The organism is Pseudoalteromonas sp. H105 (assembly GCF_001469215.1).
GTDB lineage: Bacteria > Pseudomonadota > Gammaproteobacteria > Enterobacterales > Alteromonadaceae > Pseudoalteromonas.
Window position 1 is genome coordinate 1 of sequence record NZ_LOFH01000003.1, and the last position, 19,682, is coordinate 19,682.

General features: G+C 41.4%; 14 protein-coding genes. 7 read left to right on the plus strand and 7 right to left on the minus strand.

What is annotated here, in order from left to right:
- Positions 1–136: 136 nt before the first annotated feature.
- Entirely contained in the window at positions 137–766 is a 630-nt protein-coding gene (locus ATS75_RS06200; protein ID WP_058559584.1) for an FMN-binding negative transcriptional regulator, read from the minus strand.
- Positions 766–1,341, minus strand: coding sequence for a GNAT family N-acetyltransferase (locus ATS75_RS06205; protein ID WP_058559585.1), 576 nt, complete (start codon positions 1,339–1,341; stop codon positions 766–768). The genes ATS75_RS06200 and ATS75_RS06205 overlap by 1 nt, the downstream gene beginning before the upstream one ends.
- A gap of 103 nt (positions 1,342–1,444) precedes the next feature.
- Here ATS75_RS06205 and ATS75_RS06210 point away from each other — a divergent pair, with 103 nt between their 5' ends.
- Complete coding sequence (locus ATS75_RS06210; protein WP_058559586.1) at positions 1,445–2,914, plus strand: PLP-dependent aminotransferase family protein; 1,470 nt, start codon at positions 1,445–1,447, stop codon at positions 2,912–2,914.
- A 9-nt stretch (positions 2,915–2,923) separates the two neighbouring features.
- On the opposite strand, the gene ATS75_RS06215 is transcribed toward ATS75_RS06210, so the two are convergent.
- The 5 genes from ATS75_RS06215 to ATS75_RS06235 form a co-directional block, all read right to left on the minus strand.
- Positions 2,924–3,583: a hypothetical protein gene (locus tag ATS75_RS06215; protein ID WP_058559587.1), complete on the minus strand. Its 660-nt coding sequence runs from the start codon at positions 3,581–3,583 to the stop codon at positions 2,924–2,926.
- Positions 3,584–3,652: 69 nt separating this feature from the next.
- Positions 3,653–4,561 carry a histone deacetylase gene (locus ATS75_RS06220; protein ID WP_058559588.1) on the minus strand — a complete coding sequence of 303 codons (909 nt, stop codon included), beginning with the start codon at positions 4,559–4,561 and terminating at the stop codon, positions 3,653–3,655.
- Between the two features lie 56 nt (positions 4,562–4,617).
- The gene (locus ATS75_RS06225) at positions 4,618–4,980 is read right to left on the minus strand and encodes a PilZ domain-containing protein (protein ID WP_058559589.1); all 363 of its coding nucleotides are present in this window, start codon (positions 4,978–4,980) and stop codon (positions 4,618–4,620) included.
- A gap of 130 nt (positions 4,981–5,110) precedes the next feature.
- Complete coding sequence (gene ettA / locus ATS75_RS06230) at positions 5,111–6,784, minus strand: energy-dependent translational throttle protein EttA (protein WP_058559590.1); 1,674 nt, start codon at positions 6,782–6,784, stop codon at positions 5,111–5,113.
- 93 nt (positions 6,785–6,877) lie between these two features.
- Positions 6,878–7,777 carry a DMT family transporter gene (locus ATS75_RS06235; RefSeq protein ID WP_058559591.1) on the minus strand — a complete coding sequence of 300 codons (900 nt, stop codon included), beginning with the start codon at positions 7,775–7,777 and terminating at the stop codon, positions 6,878–6,880.
- 167 nt (positions 7,778–7,944) lie between these two features.
- On the opposite strand from ATS75_RS06235, the gene ATS75_RS06240 reads away from it, so the two are divergent.
- From ATS75_RS06240 to hrpB, 6 genes are all read left to right on the plus strand, one after another.
- On the plus strand, positions 7,945–8,892 hold the full coding sequence (locus ATS75_RS06240; RefSeq protein ID WP_058559592.1) for a homoserine O-succinyltransferase: 948 nt from the start codon (positions 7,945–7,947) through the stop codon (positions 8,890–8,892).
- Entirely contained in the window at positions 8,882–9,949 is a 1,068-nt protein-coding gene (locus ATS75_RS06245; protein ID WP_082665424.1) for a homocysteine S-methyltransferase family protein, read from the plus strand. Before ATS75_RS06240 ends, ATS75_RS06245 begins: the two co-directional genes overlap by 11 nt.
- Before the next feature lie 9 nt (positions 9,950–9,958).
- Positions 9,959–12,589: a methionine synthase gene (gene metH, locus ATS75_RS06250; protein WP_058559593.1), complete on the plus strand. Its 2,631-nt coding sequence runs from the start codon at positions 9,959–9,961 to the stop codon at positions 12,587–12,589.
- A gap of 422 nt (positions 12,590–13,011) precedes the next feature.
- Entirely contained in the window at positions 13,012–14,031 is a 1,020-nt protein-coding gene (locus ATS75_RS06255) for a GGDEF domain-containing protein (protein WP_058559594.1), read from the plus strand.
- Positions 14,032–14,329: 298 nt separating this feature from the next.
- Positions 14,330–17,077, plus strand: coding sequence for a methyl-accepting chemotaxis protein (locus tag ATS75_RS06260; protein WP_058559595.1), 2,748 nt, complete (start codon positions 14,330–14,332; stop codon positions 17,075–17,077).
- A gap of 133 nt (positions 17,078–17,210) precedes the next feature.
- Positions 17,211–19,634 (plus strand): ATP-dependent helicase HrpB, encoded by a 2,424-nt coding sequence (gene hrpB, locus ATS75_RS06265; RefSeq protein WP_058559596.1) that lies wholly within the window; start codon positions 17,211–17,213, stop codon positions 19,632–19,634.
- Positions 19,635–19,682: the final 48 nt, after the last annotated feature.

The window sequence follows — 19,682 nt, forward strand, 5'->3', positions numbered from 1 at the left end:
CGCAGTTAGGTGAATTAAGTATTCATCAATGAATTTAAAGTGTAGAGATTGCACTTAAAACCGAATCTTTATAATTGTGTGTGAAGATGTTGGCAAAGGCGGCTCAAGTTTTTCTAAACTTGGGCTGTTTTTATATCTACCCGTTTGGTTTCCTTTGTGAAGAAGCCCCAAACAATTTAGCAATGCCTGGTTGCCCTGTCTTTATCAAATTAGTTTTAATTAACTGTCTTATATCATCAGGTTTATTCTGACTCATTTTAAAGTTACCGCGCCAAGTAATAGGCTTGAATTCGATAAACGTTAGTTGCTGAAACATACCATGTAAATTCTTTTCTGAAAGCTGTGTTATCTGCCAGTTATCTTGCTCAAGTGCATTAAAATGTTGTTCAAAGTGATCCGTTAATAATGTCATTATTTGTTTTTTCTTATTTAGTGAGCTAACTATGCTTACTTCGGCTGTCACTTCAACGCGGGCATAAAGCCAGCTAGGTAACGCCTTGTTATTAGAATATGAAGGGGGCTGATAACAGTTTTCACTGTTAAACACTAAGCTGACCTCTTGCTCATTAATTGCTGAAAGCGGGTTATAGATTGCTACGTGACCGATAAAAATTTGTTGGGAGCTATCAAACAATAAAGGGATCTGACATACATCGTTTAATTTATTCTCAGAGCTTGGCAGTAAAATAGTCGCCAGAGGATATTCCTTAATTAAAGCTAGCTGTTGCTGGCGATCATCTTGGCTGAAATGTTTTGCTGGGTACATTATAGCTTTCCTTCTAGCTGAGATTTTATTGTCGGCCACTGCTGATCAATAATGCTAAATTTTGCAGTGTTACGGTATGAACCATCAGCAAGTAATTTATTTTTATAACTAATGCCTTCAAAGCGAGCACCTAAGCGCATAATTGCATTACGAGACTGTTGGTTCTGCTCATGGGTATTAAAGCTAATGCGCACTAGGCCTAACTCATCGAATGCATAACGTAATAGCAGGTATTTTGCATGGGTATTTACAAAGCTGCGTTGCCAACGGGCACCTATAAATGTATGGCCAATTTCAGCACTGTTATTGTGTTTATCTAATTTGAATAAACGGGTAGTGCCAAGTACTTGCCCACTGGCTTTATCAATAATGGTGAACACTACTTGTTGCTCGGCATCAAATTGAGCAGTATTGATAAACCAATCATTAAGTGTTTGACGTGTTTTTGTGTAGTTCATAAACACCCATTGCCATATTTCAGCGCATTGCCCTGCTTGGTATAAACCTGCAAGGTGCTTATCTTCTAATGGCGCTAACAGCAACTTATCAGTTTGATGGCTTTGTACAGTAAACATGTGTGTCCTTATAATTATTATCAAGCTATTGCATAAGTTACCTTTCTTTGGTTATCTATAAACAACCAGATTTTACTTTTCTTCTATACCAGTTGAGTAGCGCATGCACCCTTTAGATATTCAGTTTAATGACACAGATAAAGCTAAATACTTACAACTTGCGCAGGTTATTCGTAATGCAATCATTAAAGGCGATTTGGTTGCAGGTACTAAGTTAAGCTCGGCGAGAGTGATGGCACAGGCATATCAATTAAATCGCCATACCATTATGAATGCATTGCAATTATTAGTTGCTGAGGGGTGGTTGGTATCGTTTCAGCGTTCAGGCTACTGCGTAACCGAGTCGTTACCTATTCAAAGCAGTGTTGACGCGATCGGCACACCAAAACTAGCTCCTAAGCCTTATCAGTTCTCGCAGCAACTGGAAACACCACAGACGATGGAGTTAAACCAGTATCGTTTCAACTTTGCAGGCGGGTTACCTGATTTAACTCACTTCCCATACAAAGAGTTTAAACGTGCTATGAGTCAGGTATTTAACTATTTAGATGTGACGAAACTTCACTATGGCGATATCAGTGGTGTTGCTGAGCTTAAACTACAGATAGAAGGTTATCTACAAAAAGCACGTAACTTGAAACCCGCTGATTTATTAATTTGTAATGGTTCGCAAGAGGCCCTGTTTTTAATAGCAAAAGCATTTATTGGTAAAGGCGACTTTGTTGCCAGTGAAACGTTAGGTTATCCTCCTGCTAGAAAAGCCTTTGCTGCATGCGGTGCAAAGCTTATAGATATAAAGCAAGATGATGAAGGCTTATGTGTTGATGATCTAAAAGCTCAACTTGAATACTATCCCATTAAACTATTGTATTTAACACCGTTACATCAGTATCCGACCACAGTAACTTTATCGCCTACACGGCGCTTACAAATATATCAGTTGTGCTATGCCCATAACGTGATGATTATTGAAGATGATTACGACCATGAATTTCACTACCGCTGCCAGCCTTTGCAACCCATGGCTGCCGATGACCCCGCAGGTATTGTGATTTACCTATCAACGTTTTCAAAAATCATGTTTTCGGCAGCAAGGATTGGTTATATTTGTGCAGCGCCTCAAGTAATTGCACAATTAACCGCATGGAAGCAGCTTATGAATCATAAAAATGATGTGCTCATGCAATTAGCTGTGGCACAGTGGATGAAAGAGGGTGGCTTTGAGCGCCATTTAAAGCGTATGACAAAGCTCTATAAGCAACGTTATGAAGCGATGGATGCTTGCTTGAATTCGTTACAACGACAGGGTTATCCATTAGATTACATAAAGCCTGACGGTGGTATGGCTATGTGGGTTAATTTTAATACTTCTGTGGATTTATTAAAGTCACAAATGCAAGAGCAAGGTGTCTATTTACAAACTGAGGAAGAGTTTTATTATCATGATGCAGTTCGAAGTTTGCGACCTGCAATGCTTAAGCATGTTCGCCTAGGATTTGCAGGTCAATCGGTAGAAGTAATGGAACAGGGTTTAGCAATAGTTAGATCGCATATGTACAAAAATAGTCAATAAAATTAACGTCTACTGCAAGTCTTCACTATCAAAATACAGTGGTTTTAAGGTACCGCAGTTGACAAATTTATAGGTTAATTCATTTTCTATTGGTACTCGTTTGGAAGTACGAAACTTCTGCAAACATGCGTTTGTTAGATCGACAAAAATAAGGTGATTATAGCTTGGCGCCTGACTTATTTTATGGATGTAAATACGCTCATTTTCTTTTAATGTGATCAAATCATATTCTTGCCATTGTGAGGATACCGCAAGTTCGCTGAGTTCACGAGCGTACAGTTGTTTACTCATTTCTATGGTGCGATTTTCATATACTAAGGTACCATCACGGCGGTAATCACCGTTATAAACATCAGCGGTTATTGTAATTTCTTCACCGCGCATTAAGCGTTGTATATTAAATGGTTTAGGTTTTATAGTAACCAGCTCAGCCCCTCTTACTACATTTAAAAAGGCGACATCGGGGTTATCAATTTTATATACAACTTGCACATCATGAGGTTGCTTATAAGTGGGTAAGTTAACAGCAAATATACGTGAGCCTTGATTTACTAGCGCCATGGCATGTTCTGCATTATAAGCTGGGTTAATAGGGGGGAGTTCCTTTACTTCTTCACTATAAGCGTATGTACTTAAGCCAATCAAAAAAGTGCAGACTAAAAATCGCATAATTACCTCAATTAATTTATAAGCTTAAATTGTAGCTTAATGGCAAAGCAATGCTATGTTTAAAATGAATTAAAAACGAGCGGCTTGCTCTACTACAATGGCATGTCGTTTTGCTAGACGTAAATGATCTCTGTCATATCCGCCGCCGATAACTGTTGCGACCGGTGTATTGTGCTCCAAACATCGTTTGAGCACCAAGTTATCGCGTTTTTCTATACCTTGCCAGCTTATATCAAGTTTACCAAGGCCATCTTCCTGCCATACATCTACGCCCGCATCATATAAGACTATGTCTGGATTGAGTTGCTTAAGCAAAAACTGAAGCGTATCGTCAACTACACCAAGGTATTCATCGTCTTGCATATTATTTGCTAGGCCAATATCTAAGTCACTGGGGGATTTTCTGAAGGGAAAGTTTTTTTCACAGTGAATTGAGCATGTATAGGCATAAGGTTGATGTGCAAGCATTGCAGCTGTGCCGTCACCTTGATGAACATCTAAATCAAAAATAAGTATGTTGGTGGCTTCGCGATTGTGAATTAAGGTCTGTGCAGTGAAGGCGAGATCATTCACCATGCAAAAGCCTGAACCAAAGTCGGTGTGTGCATGATGAGTCCCGCCCGCTAGGTGGCATGCAATTCCATGTTTAAGCGCCAGACGAGCCGTTTCAAGTGTACCAAGTGGCGCGGTAAACGTTCGAGCAATAAGTGGCTCAGACCACGGCAGGCCAATTCTTCTTAGTGCTTTTTCGTTGAGCGTATTATGCCATAAATCATGGAGGTAATTTTCACAGTGCACTAACTCAAGATCGTCAGGGCAGCCTAGCCTAGGTTGAATCAAATTACCGTTAACTAATCCTAGCTCTTTAACGTGTTGATATAAATTTGCAAATTTACTCATTACAAAGCGGTGTTTAGGATCAAAGTTAAATGAGTAATTAGGATGGTAGACCAAAGGGAGGTGTGGATTTAAAGTCATAATGCACCATGATGCTCAGTTTGCACTATGGTAATCAACTTCCTCTGTTTCGTCTATTATGATGAGTGAATCAGCATCGCAACTTCACGGTGTAACAGAGAATCATCACCTAAGTTTAGCTCTACTAGGCGCTTTAAATGGCTGATACTATCAATATCTATGTGTGTACAGTGTAAACCTATATGTAACTGCTCTATGTGGCTAATTTCAACAGCCATTGTAATGTTAATACTACTATCAGGCAGGGTAAAACTGAGTTGCGCTGATTGGTGTTTATCAGCATTAAGTTTGTTTGGATGTGTTACAAGTACACCATTAAGTGATACATCAAGTAGTTCACATGAGTGTATTTGCTTATTAATTAAAAGAGTTGCAGGGGTTGAAAATAATACGCGTGTGTATTGACGGCGATTATCCATTGTACAGTGACCTTCATTAATAGTGTTGTTTATATTATAGTCAATGGACACTTAGTATGGCGTAATATTTAGATAAAAATAAAAAGCCCTGCTAAATGCAGGGCTTCTAACGTAGTGACTATGTGAAAGCTTAACCTATCTTTTTGTACTTAATACGTTTAGGTTGTGCTGCTGCAGCGCCAAGTGTCTTCTTAAGCCACTCTTCATATTCTGTGTAGTTACCATCAAAGAAGTTAATTTGGCCTTCATCACGGTAATCAAGAATATGCGTTGCAATACGGTCTAAGAACCAACGGTCATGCGAGATACACATAACATTGCCTGGGAACTCTAAAATCGCATTTTCAAGTGCACGCAGTGTCTCAACATCCAAGTCATTGGTTGGCTCATCCAGTAGGATAACGTTACCGCCGGCTTTTAATAACTTAGCGAGGTGTAAACGGTTACGCTCACCACCTGATAGGTCTTTAACAAACTTTTGTTGGTCATTGCCCTTAAAGTTAAAGCGGCCTACGTAAGCACGGCTTGGGAATTCAAAGTTGCCAATTTTAAGCACATCTTGGCCATCAGAAATCTCTTGGAAAACCGTATTGCTGTCGTCCATATTGCCACGGAATTGATCAACGGTTGCAAGTTCAACAGTCTCACCTATGGTGATATCGCCGCTATCTGGTTTTTCTTCACCGCTTAACATTTTAAACAGCGTTGATTTACCCGCACCGTTGGCACCGATAATCCCCACAATTGCACCTTTTGGCATGGTGAAGTTTAAGTCATCAATGAGTACGCGATCACCAAAGCTCTTCTTCAAGTTTTTAACTTCAATTACTTGGTCGCCTAAACGCGGGCCAGGTGGAATGAATAGCTCATTAGTTTCATTGCGTTTTTGGTAATCAGAGTGTTGTAACTCACTAAACTGCGCCATACGTGCTTTAGACTTAGCTTGACGACCTTTCGGATTTGAGCGTACCCACTCAAGTTCCTGTGCAATTGATTTTTGACGGGCTTTTTCAGATTTTTGCTCTTGTTGCAAACGCGCGTCTTTTTGTTCAAGCCATGATGAGTAATTACCTTCCCATGGGATACCTTCACCACGGTCAAGTTCTAGAATCCAACCTGCCACGTTATCTAGGAAGTAACGGTCATGGGTTACCGCCACAACGGTGCCTTCGTAATCATGTAAGAAGCGCTCAAGCCATGCAACAGATTCAGCATCCAAGTGGTTAGTTGGCTCATCAAGAATAAGCATGTCTGGCTTTTCTAGTAGTAAACGACAAATCGCGATACGACGACGCTCACCCCCTGATAATACCTCAACCTTAGCATCCCAAGGCGGTAGACGCAGCGCATCAGCAGCACGCTCTAATACGTTATCAATATTGTGGCCGTCATGGGCTTGAATAATCGCTTCAAGTTGGCCTTGCTCTTTGGCTAGCGCGTCGAAGTCAGCCCCTTCCATCGCGTATTCGTTATATACCTCATCAAGACGGCTTAAGGCGTTTTTAACTTCACTGACCGCTTCTTCAACCGTTTCGCGCACGGTTTTGCTTTCATCAAGGATGGGCTCTTGCGGCAAGTAACCAATTTTAATACCAGGTTGAGGATGTGCTTCACCTTCAAACTCTTGATCAACACCTGCCATAATGCGAAGTAAGCTTGATTTACCTGAGCCGTTTAAGCCAAGTACACCAATTTTTGCGCCAGGGAAAAAATGTAACGAGATATCTTTCAAGATTGTGCGTTTAGGTGGCACAACTTTCGATACTCGACTCATCGAGAAAATAAACTTATCTGGTAAAACCATGTAAAAAGCCTTCGAATTATGAATAAAATTATGATGCTATATTGTAGTGGCTCTATGGTGAAACAGTCAACGAATCAGCAAAATAACCCTACGCTAATTAGCAAGTAAAAGCCCAACGCCAACTAATGCTAAAAAGCCGCCACCAAGCATTTTACTGGTTACGGGCTCACGCTTTATTAAACCTATCGTCATTACCAGCAAAGGGGCTGTTGCAAAGATGGTTTGGGCAATTGCCGGATCAGTATATTTAACAGCGCCAAGTTGCAGCCAAAGGCCCAAAAAAGTACCTAAAAATACGGCTGCAAAAAACCAGTGTTTCCCCTTTATATCTTTAAGCGTAATCGCTTGTTTAAAATCAGTACTTTTAAAAACAGCGACGATTAGAGCAACAGTAATTGTGCCTGCGGCGAGCCTGATTAGTGCTGCCCACAAACTGCTCATCTGTTCATGATTAAGCGCACCTTTTGACATCACCATCCCCAGTGCTTGGCAAATAGCGGCTATCAGTGCGCACAACACTCCATTGCGATAATGCTTACGATCAACAGGAGGTAAGGTTTTACTTGGTTTAATTGCAATCATGACCCCCAGAGTTGTTAAAATGATACCAATCCACGCAAACGTTGATAAATAATGATTAAGCAAAACAATATTAAAAACCCCAACGAGTGCAGGGGCAAGGGATTCAATGACCAAGGTACGAGCGGGACCGATATTACGTAAGGCTGCAAAATAAGCACTGTCGCCCACTGCAATACCAATAATGCCGCCGCATATCAGCCAAAGCCAACTTGTTAACTGAGTAGGAAGTGCTGAATCTTGGGTTAATAAAATGACGCCTAGCATCAGTGTGCTTGCCAATAAACCTTTGCTTATATTGAGCTGCATAGGACTTAAGTGATGACTAAAACCTTTATATAGTAAGGTAGAAACAGCCCATACAATGGCTGCTAATATTGCAAAAAGCTCACCTAACCCTAACCCGTTCAACATAAACATCCCTAAAAATAATAATAACCAGGCGCATTATGGCGGCCGAGTTGTAGAAAGCAAAAAAACAGTATGAATTAAAATCATTTAGACATCTATACATCTAGAGGTTGAAATTTACTGTTAACCGTTCATAATTAGCTATTGGTTAATGATGCGTGGAGTGAAAAATGCCTATTACAGTGAAAGATGAATTGCCTGCCATTGCAAAACTACGACAAGAAAACGTGTTTGTAATGCCAAAAACCCGTGCGAAAACGCAAGAAATTCGCCCGATGCGGCTGGCCATCTTAAACTTAATGCCGAATAAAGTAGAAACCGAAGTTCAATTTATTCGTCTGTTGGCTAACTCTCCATTGCAAGTTAATGTTGAGCTTTTACGTTTAGATACGCATCGCAGTAGCAGTAACTCAGAGCAACACTTGGACACTTTTTACCGTTATTTCTCCGAAGTAAAAGATAATAACTATGATGCCATGTTAGTCACAGGCGCACCTTTGGCGCATTTGGAATACGATGACGTTGCTTACTGGGATGAACTTAAAGTAATTCTCGACTGGGCTGAGCAACATGTAACATCAACACTATTTTCGTGTTGGGCTGCACATGCAGGTTTATTTCATCATTATGGGTTAAAGCGCGAGTTAAAGCCTAAAAAGCTCAGTGGCGTGTTTACCCATCACTGCTATTTTGACCATGCCGCACTGACTCGAGGTTTTGATGATACCTTTGTGGTGCCACATTCGCGTTTTGGTCATATTGATATAGAAAAAATAAATGCGTGTGATGATCTTGTTGTACTAGCCGGCTCTGAGCGAGTAGGTGCTTACTTAATGAAAAACAAATCAGGTAGCCAAGTGTATATTACAGGCCATCCAGAATACGATGCCGACACATTAAAAGGTGAATACCAACGCGACCTAGCGAAGGGACCGGATGCAGCTGTACCTGAGAATTACTTTCCAAATAACAACCCTGACAACAAACCATCGAAAACATGGCAAAGTCACGCCTTTTTATTATTTTCGAACTGGTTAAACTATTATGTGTACCAAACTACACCTTATGATATTAACTTAGTTAGCCAAGACGTAAGGACTAACAATTATGCCGAATAACATTGCAAATAAATCACAACAGCTCACTGATGCACTCAAGCAGCGTATATTAATTTTAGACGGTGCAATGGGTACCATGATCCAAGAGCATAAATTAGAAGAAGAAGATTACCGCGGTGAGCGCTTTAAAGATTGGCATGTTTTAATTAAAGGCAATAATGACTTGTTAAGCCTAACTCAGCCTAAAATTATCGCAGATATTCATCGTGGCTTTTTAAATGCTGGTGCCGATATTATCGAAACCAATACCTTTAACTCGACTACCATCTCGATGGAAGATTACGACATGGCCAGTATCAGTCGTGAAGTAAACCTAGAATCAGCCAAGTTAGCGCGCAGTATTTGTGATGAATTCACTGCGAAAAACCCTGAAAAACCACGTTATGTGGCAGGGGTGCTTGGGCCAACATCTAAAACTTGCTCAATCTCGCCTGATGTAAATGATCCGGGTTATCGTAATGTGACGTTTGATAAATTGGTCACGGCCTATGTTGAGTCTACTCTTGCTTTAATGGAGGGCGGCGCTGATTTAATCTTGATTGAGACAATTTTTGACACATTAAACGCCAAAGCCGCGTCGTTCGCAGTAGAAGAAGCGTTTGAGCAAGCAGGGCGTACATTACCGGTGATGATTTCAGGCACTATTACAGATGCATCGGGTCGTACACTTTCAGGGCAAACCACCGAGGCGTTTTATAATTCTATTCGCCATATTAAGCCTATTTCTATCGGCCTTAACTGTGCACTTGGCCCAGATTTATTACGCCAATATGTGGAAGAGCTTTCACGGGTATGCGAAACCTTTGTCTCTGTTCACCCTAATGCGGGTTTACCGAATGAGTTTGGTGAATACGATTTAGAAGCACCTGAAATGGCAAAAGAGATTATTGACTGGGGACAATCGGGGTTCATTAATATTGTGGGTGGTTGCTGTGGAACAACGCCAGCGCATATTAAAGCGTTTGCTAAAGGCCTTGAAGACGTTAAGCCTCGTCAACTACCTGAGCTTGAAGTGCGTATGCGCTTGTCTGGCCTTGAAGCGTGTAACTTAAATTAGGAAACCGACATGACACAACAAATTGCAGTATTTACTAACGTCGGTGAGCGTACCAATGTAACGGGGTCAGCCATGTTCAAGCGATTGATCATGGAAGAAGATTATGAAACCGCCCTTAATGTTGCCCGTGAACAAGTGGAAAATGGCGCACAGGTTATTGATATCAACATGGACGAAGCCATGTTGGACTCAAAAGCCGCGATGGTGAAGTTTTTAAACTTGATTGCCTCAGAGCCTGATATTTCTAAAGTACCCATCATGGTTGATTCCTCTAAGTGGGATGTGATCGAAGCGGGCTTAAAGTGTATTCAAGGCAAGGCGATTGTTAACTCAATCTCACTAAAAGAAGGCGAAGAGCCATTTATTCGCCAAGCTAAAATTATTAAACGCTTTGGCGCGGCTGCCGTTGTGATGGCGTTTGATACTGATGGCCAAGCTGATACTGCCGATCGTAAGTTTGAAATATGTGAGCGTAGTTACCGTATTTTAGTTGATGAAATAGGCTTCCCACCCGAAGACATTATTTTCGATCCAAATATTTTTGCCGTAGCGACGGGCATTGAAGAGCACGATAACTACGCCGTTGAATTTATTGAAGGCACGCGCCGTATCAAGCAAAACTTGCCTCATTGTAAAGTGTCGGGCGGGGTGTCGAACGTGTCGTTCTCGTTCCGTGGTAACAACCCTGTGCGTGAAGCGATTCACTCCGTGTTTTTATACCATGCAATCAAAGCCGGCATGGATATGGGCATAGTCAACGCAGGGCAACTTGCTGTTTATGATGATATTCCCGATGAGCTACGTAAAGCCGTTGAAGATGTTATTTTGAATACCGACTCCGGTGCCGGTGAGCGTTTAGTAGAGCTTGCACCTAAGTTCTCAGGTATGGCACAAGCTGAGCGTGTTGAGGATTTAGAATGGCGTACGTGGTCTGTTGAAAAGCGCCTGGAGCATGCGCTTGTAAAAGGTATTACAGAATATATCGACGAAGACACTGAGGAATGCCGCGCTGGCGCTGCTAAGCCAATTCATGTCATCGAAGGGCCATTAATGGATGGCATGAACGTAGTCGGGGACTTATTCGGCGCAGGTAAAATGTTCTTGCCGCAAGTGGTTAAATCAGCCCGTGTAATGAAGCGCGCGGTAGCCTACCTAGACCCATTTATCGAAGCTGAAAAAGAAGAAGGCGCTACGAACGGTAAAGTCGTAATGGCAACGGTAAAAGGTGACGTACACGACATTGGTAAAAACATTGTCGGCGTTGTGCTGCAATGTAATAACTACGAAGTGATTGATTTAGGTGTAATGGTACCGGCAGAGAAAATACTGCAAACCGCCATTGATGAAAAAGCCGATATTATTGGTTTGTCAGGCCTTATTACGCCATCGCTGGATGAAATGGTACACGTTGCCAAAGAGATGACGCGCCGTGGTTTTGAACTGCCGTTATTGATTGGTGGCGCGACGACGTCTAAAGCGCATACGGCGGTTAAAATTGAGCCGCAATACGACAAAGGCGTGGTGTATGTAAATAACGCCAGTCGCGCGGTCGGTGTGGTTTCAAACTTATTATCAAAAGAGTTAAAACCCGCCTTTTTAGAAAAAACGAAAGCTGAGTATGTCAAAGTACGCGAGCAACAAGCGCGTAAAAAGCCGCGCTCAAAACCGGTGACTATTGCGCGCGCTCGTGATAACGCAGCTCAGCTTGATTGGGATACTTACACACCACCGGTGCCAAAAAAGCTAGGCGTGACTGAGTTTAAAGACGTTTCAATTGCGACATTACGCAAATATATCGACTGGACGCCATACTTTATGACCTGGTCAATCGCGGGTAAGTACCCACGCATAATGACTGATGAAGTTGTTGGCGAACAAGCGCAAAGCTTATTTAAAGACGCCAACGAGATGCTCGACGAGCTTGAGCAATCAGGCAGCTTGCAACCGCTCGGGGTAATTGGTTTATTCCCAGCTAATCGTGTAGGCGATGACATTGAAATATATACTGACGAAACGCGTAAAGAGCTGTTAAGTACGTCGTGCCATTTACGTCAGCAAACTGAAAAAACCGACTTTGCAAACTATTGTTTAGCCGATTACATCGCGCCAAAAGGCACGCCTGATTATTTTGGTGCGTTTGCGGTAACCGGTGGACTTGAAGAAGACGATCTAGCGGATGCATTTGATGCCAAACAAGATGACTATAATAAAATTATGGTCAAAGCTGTAGCGGATAGACTCGCTGAAGCATTTGCCGAATACTTACACGAACAAGTTCGAAAAGAGTATTGGGGTTTTTCACCAGATGAAAACTTATCGAACGATGAGCTTATTCGTGAGAACTACCAAGGTATTCGCCCAGCACCAGGTTACCCAGCCTGTCCAGAGCATACTGAGAAAAAGAAAATCTGGCAGCTACTCGACACCGAAAAGCGAATTGGCATGCAGCTCACCAGCTCATACGCTATGTGGCCAGGTGCTGCGGTATCAGGCTGGTACTTTTCTCACCCAGAAGCTAAGTACTACGCCGTAGCCGCAGTACAAAAGGATCAGGTAGAAGATTACGCTAAGCGGACTAACATGACGTTAGCGGAAGCTGAGCGATGGTTATCCCCTAATTTAGGATATGAACCGGACTAAACTAACAATTCACTAACGTTAAAAACGCCGTAATCTATTTTATTACGGCGTTTTTGGTTGGTAATCAACCTGAGCTCTGGATTATAAATTTATCTCCAGCGGCTACTTTAAGCGCTAACTGCGTTGAATTTACTTGCAATAGGCCAGCTATTGACGCATAAGTTCGCCTTGTTACCCCTGAAAGTCTCCGGTTGGAGACTTATAAAGAAATTTATTATTTAATATCAGTGTGTTAGTGCATATCTTAACCAGGGTTCAGGTTGTTTAGGTAAAAAGAGTTAGCTAGAGTAGGCGTTTATTGATGCTGATCAGACTTTATTATTCTTATTTGCTGTTTAATCACCAAATGGTCCACAACGTCCTTCATTTATCTTGATTTGTGTTAAAGTTAAAGTGTATTGCTAACTTAATATAGGTTAAAAGTGATAGAAAAAGTAAACGCAAGCGAGAAAAACCAAGCACGATTTTTGCGAGTTTTTGCTTTTATTGGTGCTTTAACGGCTTTTTCGATGGCTATTACGAGCTTTTTAGACGGTTACAACACGCTCAGTGGCTTTTTAATAATTGCGCTGGTTGTTTTTAGTTCCCCTTTTCTGATCAAAAAGAATGATCAGGCACTTGCTGTGCTGATGCTCTATACCCTATATCTCATTATGTGTTATTTGATTTTTACAGGTGGGAGCAACGGGACAGGCCCTTTCTGGCTATTTATTGTAGCCCCAGTGACCTTTTTTATACGTGGCCTCAAAAAGGGCGCCATAGATTTAGCAGTACTGGCAATCGTGGTTTCAGTGTTGTTCTATTACACCGGTAAGCTAGGGTACTACCATTACCCTAGTTATTACTTCTCTTCGCGTATTATGATGTCTTTTTCAGTACTCTGTTGCTTAAGTGCACTGTATGAATATTACCGCAATAAATACAGTCACGCGTTAATTGAACAACTTAAAATTAATACTCGGCTGGCTCAAACAGATTCAATGACTGGCTTATATAACCGAGGTTATGCAACACAATGGATAAAAGATCCCTTATATGATGAAGGGGCATGTTTCTTATTAATAGACATTGATAATTTTAAGCAAGTAAACGACACTTATAGCCACCAGAAAGGGGATGAAGTGCTCATTTTTATCGCCAGCATCCTAAAAGGTGTCTGCAATGAAAAAGACATTGTTTCACGCTGGGGCGGGGAAGAGTTTTTAATCGTGATTCCTCAAGGTGAAAGTGAACGTGCCAACAAAGTCGCACAGGCAATTCATAAGCACTTAGCTGCGCATACGTTTGCCTGCGACCAACATCAATTTAATGTGACCTTGAGTATCGGGCTATATCAACGTGATGCACAACAAAATATTGATCAGTGTTTAAATATTGCAGATAAACGTTTATATCGTGCTAAATCAAATGGTAAAAACCAAACGGTATCTGCAGATGTATGATCATAATATTAGCATACCCACTTGTCTTAAACGTGCGGTTCATTTCGTAGGCTTCTTTGACTTTATCAGGCCATATCAAATCACCTCGGCTTTGACCTAGCCTACTAGGTTACAAACCTCGCGCCTAGTTTGAACGAATTTTAATCCGCAAAGTTCAACTGACGCTAAATAATGATTAATTAAACGCCTTCGAACGCGCTCAGATTCTATTTTTATAAATAAATAGTTGTTAAAGCTGATTTTATTACTACATTTTATAGAGTGTCATAAAAATGAAATAACCAAAGGACTGGCGTTAATGAAGAGTATTAAAGCAAAGCTAATGTTAACTATCGTAAGTGCGTTTATTTTTATTTTAGTTGGTGCGCTGTTTGCCCTATATGTTGTTCAAGGAGTTGCAAAAGATTTAGATAACTTAATCAATCAAGAGCTTCACTCTCGCCAACAAGTCAGCCTCGTTTTAAATCAATTTAAATCTCAAGTACAAGAATGGAAAAATATCCTTATCCGTGGGGAAAATTCTCAACAGTATGAGAAGTACTTAGCGAGCTTTAAAGAAAAAGAACAAGCCGTGGCAAAAATTACCAATGGACTTATTCAGTCATCCCATTTACCTCCGAGCATGCTTAAACAAGTCAAAGAGTTTAAGCTTGAACATGAAAAACTTGGGCAGCTTTATCGTGAGGGGTTAATCGCTTTTAAAGCCGCTAACTATAATACACAAGCTGGAGATAGGGCGGTAAAAGGCATTGATAGAGCATCAGTATCTTTATTAGCAGATCTCAATAAGAGTATTGATGAGTTGGTTAACACCAAAACCAATGTTCTAATTGCCAAAAAAGAAACATTTATCACGCAAAGTATCGTCGTGCTGGTGGTTTTAGCCTTGGTGGTCATACTCTTACTCACTTTTTATGTACAAAAGCTGATCATCAAACCTGTATTAGCAGCGTCTATGATTGCGGATCAAATAGCGAAAGGGAACCTAGCGAATAAAATCACGGCTCATAGCCAAGATGAGATAGGTAAACTTTTAATAAACTTAGATGCGATGCAAGCAAACTTAAACAAAATGCAAGATGATCTAACGCAAAAGGTTGAGTATCAACGTGCTCAAGCGCAAGAAAATGGTCGGATAAAACAAGCGTTAGATAATGTGACATCACCAGTGATGCTTGCTAATGAAAGTGGTTTAATTATATATGCTAATAACCAGTGTGAAGCGCTTTTTTCAGCGTACAAAGATGATATAGGCCATGCACAACCGTTAACAACCTACACCATTGCTCAACTGTTTGCGCATCAAGCGCAACTTAATCGTATACAACAAGCTAATTCTCAACAAGTTAAGTGTGAATTATCGTTTGACCATGTCATATTTAATATGATTGCTAACCCTGTAACTAATGATGTCGGTCATGTAAGTGGTGTAGTGTATGAACTCACTGATTTGACGCAGCAACGTCAGGCTGAGGTGCAAATTGATACCATTATACAGGCCGCGGTTGCTGGAAAACTTGCATCGCGATTAAGTACTCAAGGTTATTCTGGCTTTATGCTTACCTTGTCACTGGGCATTAATAAAATGCTTGATGCGATCGTGAGCCCTATTCATCAAACGCGTGACTATTTAAATCAAATAGCCAAAGGCACTATTCCAACAACGATTGAAGGCAATTACCAAGGCGATTTTTTAGAGATAAAGCAAAGCCTAGAGACATCGACTAAAGCAATTAAAGCGTTAATCAGCGACACCAACGTGTTAGTGGATGCTGCGTCACAAGGTTTACTCTCTCAACGAGCCGATGAGAGTAATCATCATGGTGACTTTCAAAAAATTATCCAAGGAATAAACTCAACACTCGATTCAATTATAGAACCAGTGCAATTAACCTCCCAGTACTTGGATAGTATATCAGTAGGGAAACTCCCTCATGCGTTGAGTGACAATTACAGAGGTGACTTTTTACAAATTAAGCAAAGCCTGTCAACAAGTATTCAGGCAATTAAAAATATGGTCCAAGACAGTGCTCGATTGGCCAATGCCGCAAGCCAAGGCGATATTGAATTACGGGCAGACGAATCTAGCCATCGAGGCGAATTTTTAGCCATCGTAAAAGGCGTTAATAGCACGCTAGATGCTATTTCAGCTCCCCTTAGTGAGTGTATTACAGTGATGCATTCACTTTCAGAAGGGAACCTTAGCTTACAGATAAAAGGCTCTTACCAAGGCCAATTCAATGAACTTAAGCAGTCAGTTAATACCAGTGTAAAAAACTTGTCGGAAATGGTCTCTAAAATTAGCTCTACCACTCATACGATCACAGATTCGTCCCATAATATTCGAGCGGGTATGAACGATTTGAATGTGCGAACTGAATCGCAAGCGGCATCCATCGAAGAAACAACCGCTTCCATGAATGAAATGACTGAAACAGTCAAAATAAACTCAACCAATGCGCATAAAGCAAATGAGCTCGCGATTATGACAGATCAAAAGGCGCAAGAGGGGGGCGAGCTAGTTGGAAATACCGTCACTGCCATGAAAGAAATCAGCAAAAGCTCGGCTGAGATATCAAGCATCATTGAAGTTATTAATGAAATCGCATTTCAAACGAACTTATTAGCACTTAACGCGGCGGTTGAAGCTGCTAGGGCGGGTGAAAAGGGCCGTGGATTTGCAGTGGTTGCTGCTGAGGTGAGAAACCTAGCGCAACGCAGTGGTAATGCCTCAAAAAACATTGCCTCACTATTAAACGACAGCTCTGAGAAAGTGCAGCACGGAATGGAGCTTGCCTCAAAGTCAGGGAAAACGTTAACAGACATTGTTGTTAGCATTAAAAACCTGGCCTCCTTAATGCACGATATTGCGAATGCGAGTAGTGAGCAATCGGCAGGTATTGCCCAAATTAATACCGCAGTCAAAGAAATGGACAGAATTATTCAAATGAATGGCGAGCTTGTGGAAAATGCCAACTCCTCAAGCAACAGCTTATCGAACGATGCAGAGGCTCTTAAAGACCTGATGAACCAATTTAAAGTGTAAGTACATCAAATTACACAGAGGTTGGAAGAGAGCGTTATAGCTTTAATGAAGCAAGTATCTGAGTTTATTTTTGCCGCACGTTTTTATGCTCAGTTTGTTACAATAACCGCAAAGTTATTTTGGGTAAACAAACGTGCTGCCGGTTCAGGAAATATATCAACAACTTGTTACTACACTAACGTCTCACCCTATTGCCTTGTTGCAAGCCCCGCCAGGGGCCGGTAAATCAACATGGTTACCGTTAACACTAATGCGAGAAGGGCACTTTAAACGCATTGTAATGTTAGAGCCAAGACGACTCGCTGCCCGTAATATTGCCCAATATCTCAGCGTACAGCAAAACGAGCGCGTAGGTGAAAGTATTGGTTTACGTATTCGAGGTGAAACAAAGGTTAGCCAGTCAACATGTTTAGAAATCGTCACTGAAGGCATGCTTACGAGGATGTTGCAAAACGATCCTGAACTCGCTGGTATTGATTTACTGATTTTTGATGAATTCCATGAACGTTCAATTGCAGCAGATACGGCGCTTGCCTTTGCGCTGGAGACACAAGCTGCGCTTAGAGATGATTTAAAAATACTACTGATGTCAGCAACCCTTGATGGTGAGCGCTACAGTGAGTTTTTTGATTGCCCTGTGGTGTCATCACATGGACGAAGTTACCCAATAGACGAAGTCTATATTCCTCTTCGCGATGAGAGCCGGTGGTTAGATGAAATCCCAGCGTTAATAAAACAGGCACTCACTGAACAAACGGGAAGTGCACTGGTATTTTTACCCGGGCAACGAGAGATTTTACGCGTAAAGCAGGGGGTGGCTGATGCCTTAACTGATTGTGAAGTATATACTTTATTTGGCGAGCAAAATAAAGACGACCAACAAGCCGCGATTGCCCCAGCTAAAGCGGGCAAACGCAAAGTTGTATTAACGACCAATGTGGCAGAAACGAGCTTAACGATTGAAGGAATTCGGATCGTCATAGACAGCGGGAAGCGTCGTGCAGCCAGTTTTAACTTAAAAACAGGCGTGACAGAGCTTATCACGCAAAGTATTTCTCGTTCGTCTGCGGTGCAACGAGCTGGGCGTGCCGGTAGAATTGAGCCTGGTGTAGTTTATCGCTTAGGTACAAAGCAAACATTTGAGCGACGTAATAGCCATGACGCTCCTGAAATTTTAACTAGCGATATCAGCCAGTTATTACTTGAGGCAAAGCAATGGGGAGCGTCTATCTCAGAATTAAGCTTATTAGATCCCCCTTCAATGCAGCAAATAGAAAAAGCCACGACCTTATTAAAAATGCTTGAAGCAATTGATGACGCCGAAAAATTAACGCATTTAGGTGGTCAAATGCTTAGTTTTGGTGCTGATATTCGTTTGTCGCATATGTTAATAAAAGCCAAGCAATTACAAACTCGTATGCCGGGAATATATGAATTGGCAGTTTACTTAGTTGCCTTGCTCGAAAGTCGTATCGGATTTTCAGCAGATTTGAATTTAGCGCTGCACAGCCAACAAGCCAACCCGCATCCTATATTTAAACAGCAGCTAAAATTTTGGTTATCTCGTTTAAGTTTAAAGCCCGTGAATGAATTACCTAGTCAGTATTTAGCTTTGCTGGTGGCGTTTGCTTTTCCTGATAGGTTAGCAAAGAAACGAGGGAGTGGTTACTTGCTGGCAAATGGCGCTGGCGCGCAGCTTAGTGATGATTATTGGCATAGCGACGACTACCTCGCTATTGCGACTATGGGGGGGCACAAAGGGAATCGAATTTTTGCTGCGATTGCGTTTCATCCCAGCGAGCTTGAAGATGAATTAGCGCACTTATTTATTCCTCATACTCGTTGTGAATACGATGAAAAGACTACTCGGTTTATACATCAAGATGAGTTAAAACTTGGCGCGATCACTATGTATAGTAATCCTAGCAAACAACCCCTTGATAAAAATGAACGGGCGAAAGCATGGATTAGTTTATTTGAAAAGCATGGTTTTTCACTTTTTAACGAACAACCTGATGCTCAGCAATTACTTATTCGCATGAGCTTAGCGTATCAATTGATGCCTGATAAATTCCCCGAGCTCACTGAGCAATGGCTTATTGAGCAAGCGCATTCTTGGCTTGGGGTCTATTTGCAAGACATTAAAACGCTCGACCAGCTTAAAAAGTTTAATTATTTTGAAGCGCTACAGCACTGTTTTAATTGGCAGCAGCAAACAGCCCTGAAAACGCTATTACCGCTTCGCTTAACGGTACCAAGCGGGTCAAATATTAAAATTAACTATCAGATTAATGGGCCTGCAAAACTGCGTGTTCGTATGCAAGAAGTTTATGGTATGACGACATCGCCAGTACTTGCACAAGGTAAGTTACCATTGCTGATAGAGTTGCTGTCACCGGGTAAGCGTTCGCTCCAATTAACGCAAGATTTAGCGCACTTTTGGGCAACCAGCTATCGCGAAGTACAAAAAGAAATGAAAGGACGATACCCCAAACATTTTTGGCCAGATGATCCCGCAAACAGTGTGGCAACTAACAAGGTAAAAAGTAAAATGTAAGTAAATAGAGTCGGGTGTGGTCTACTTTTATTGGCGCATATTACTGCT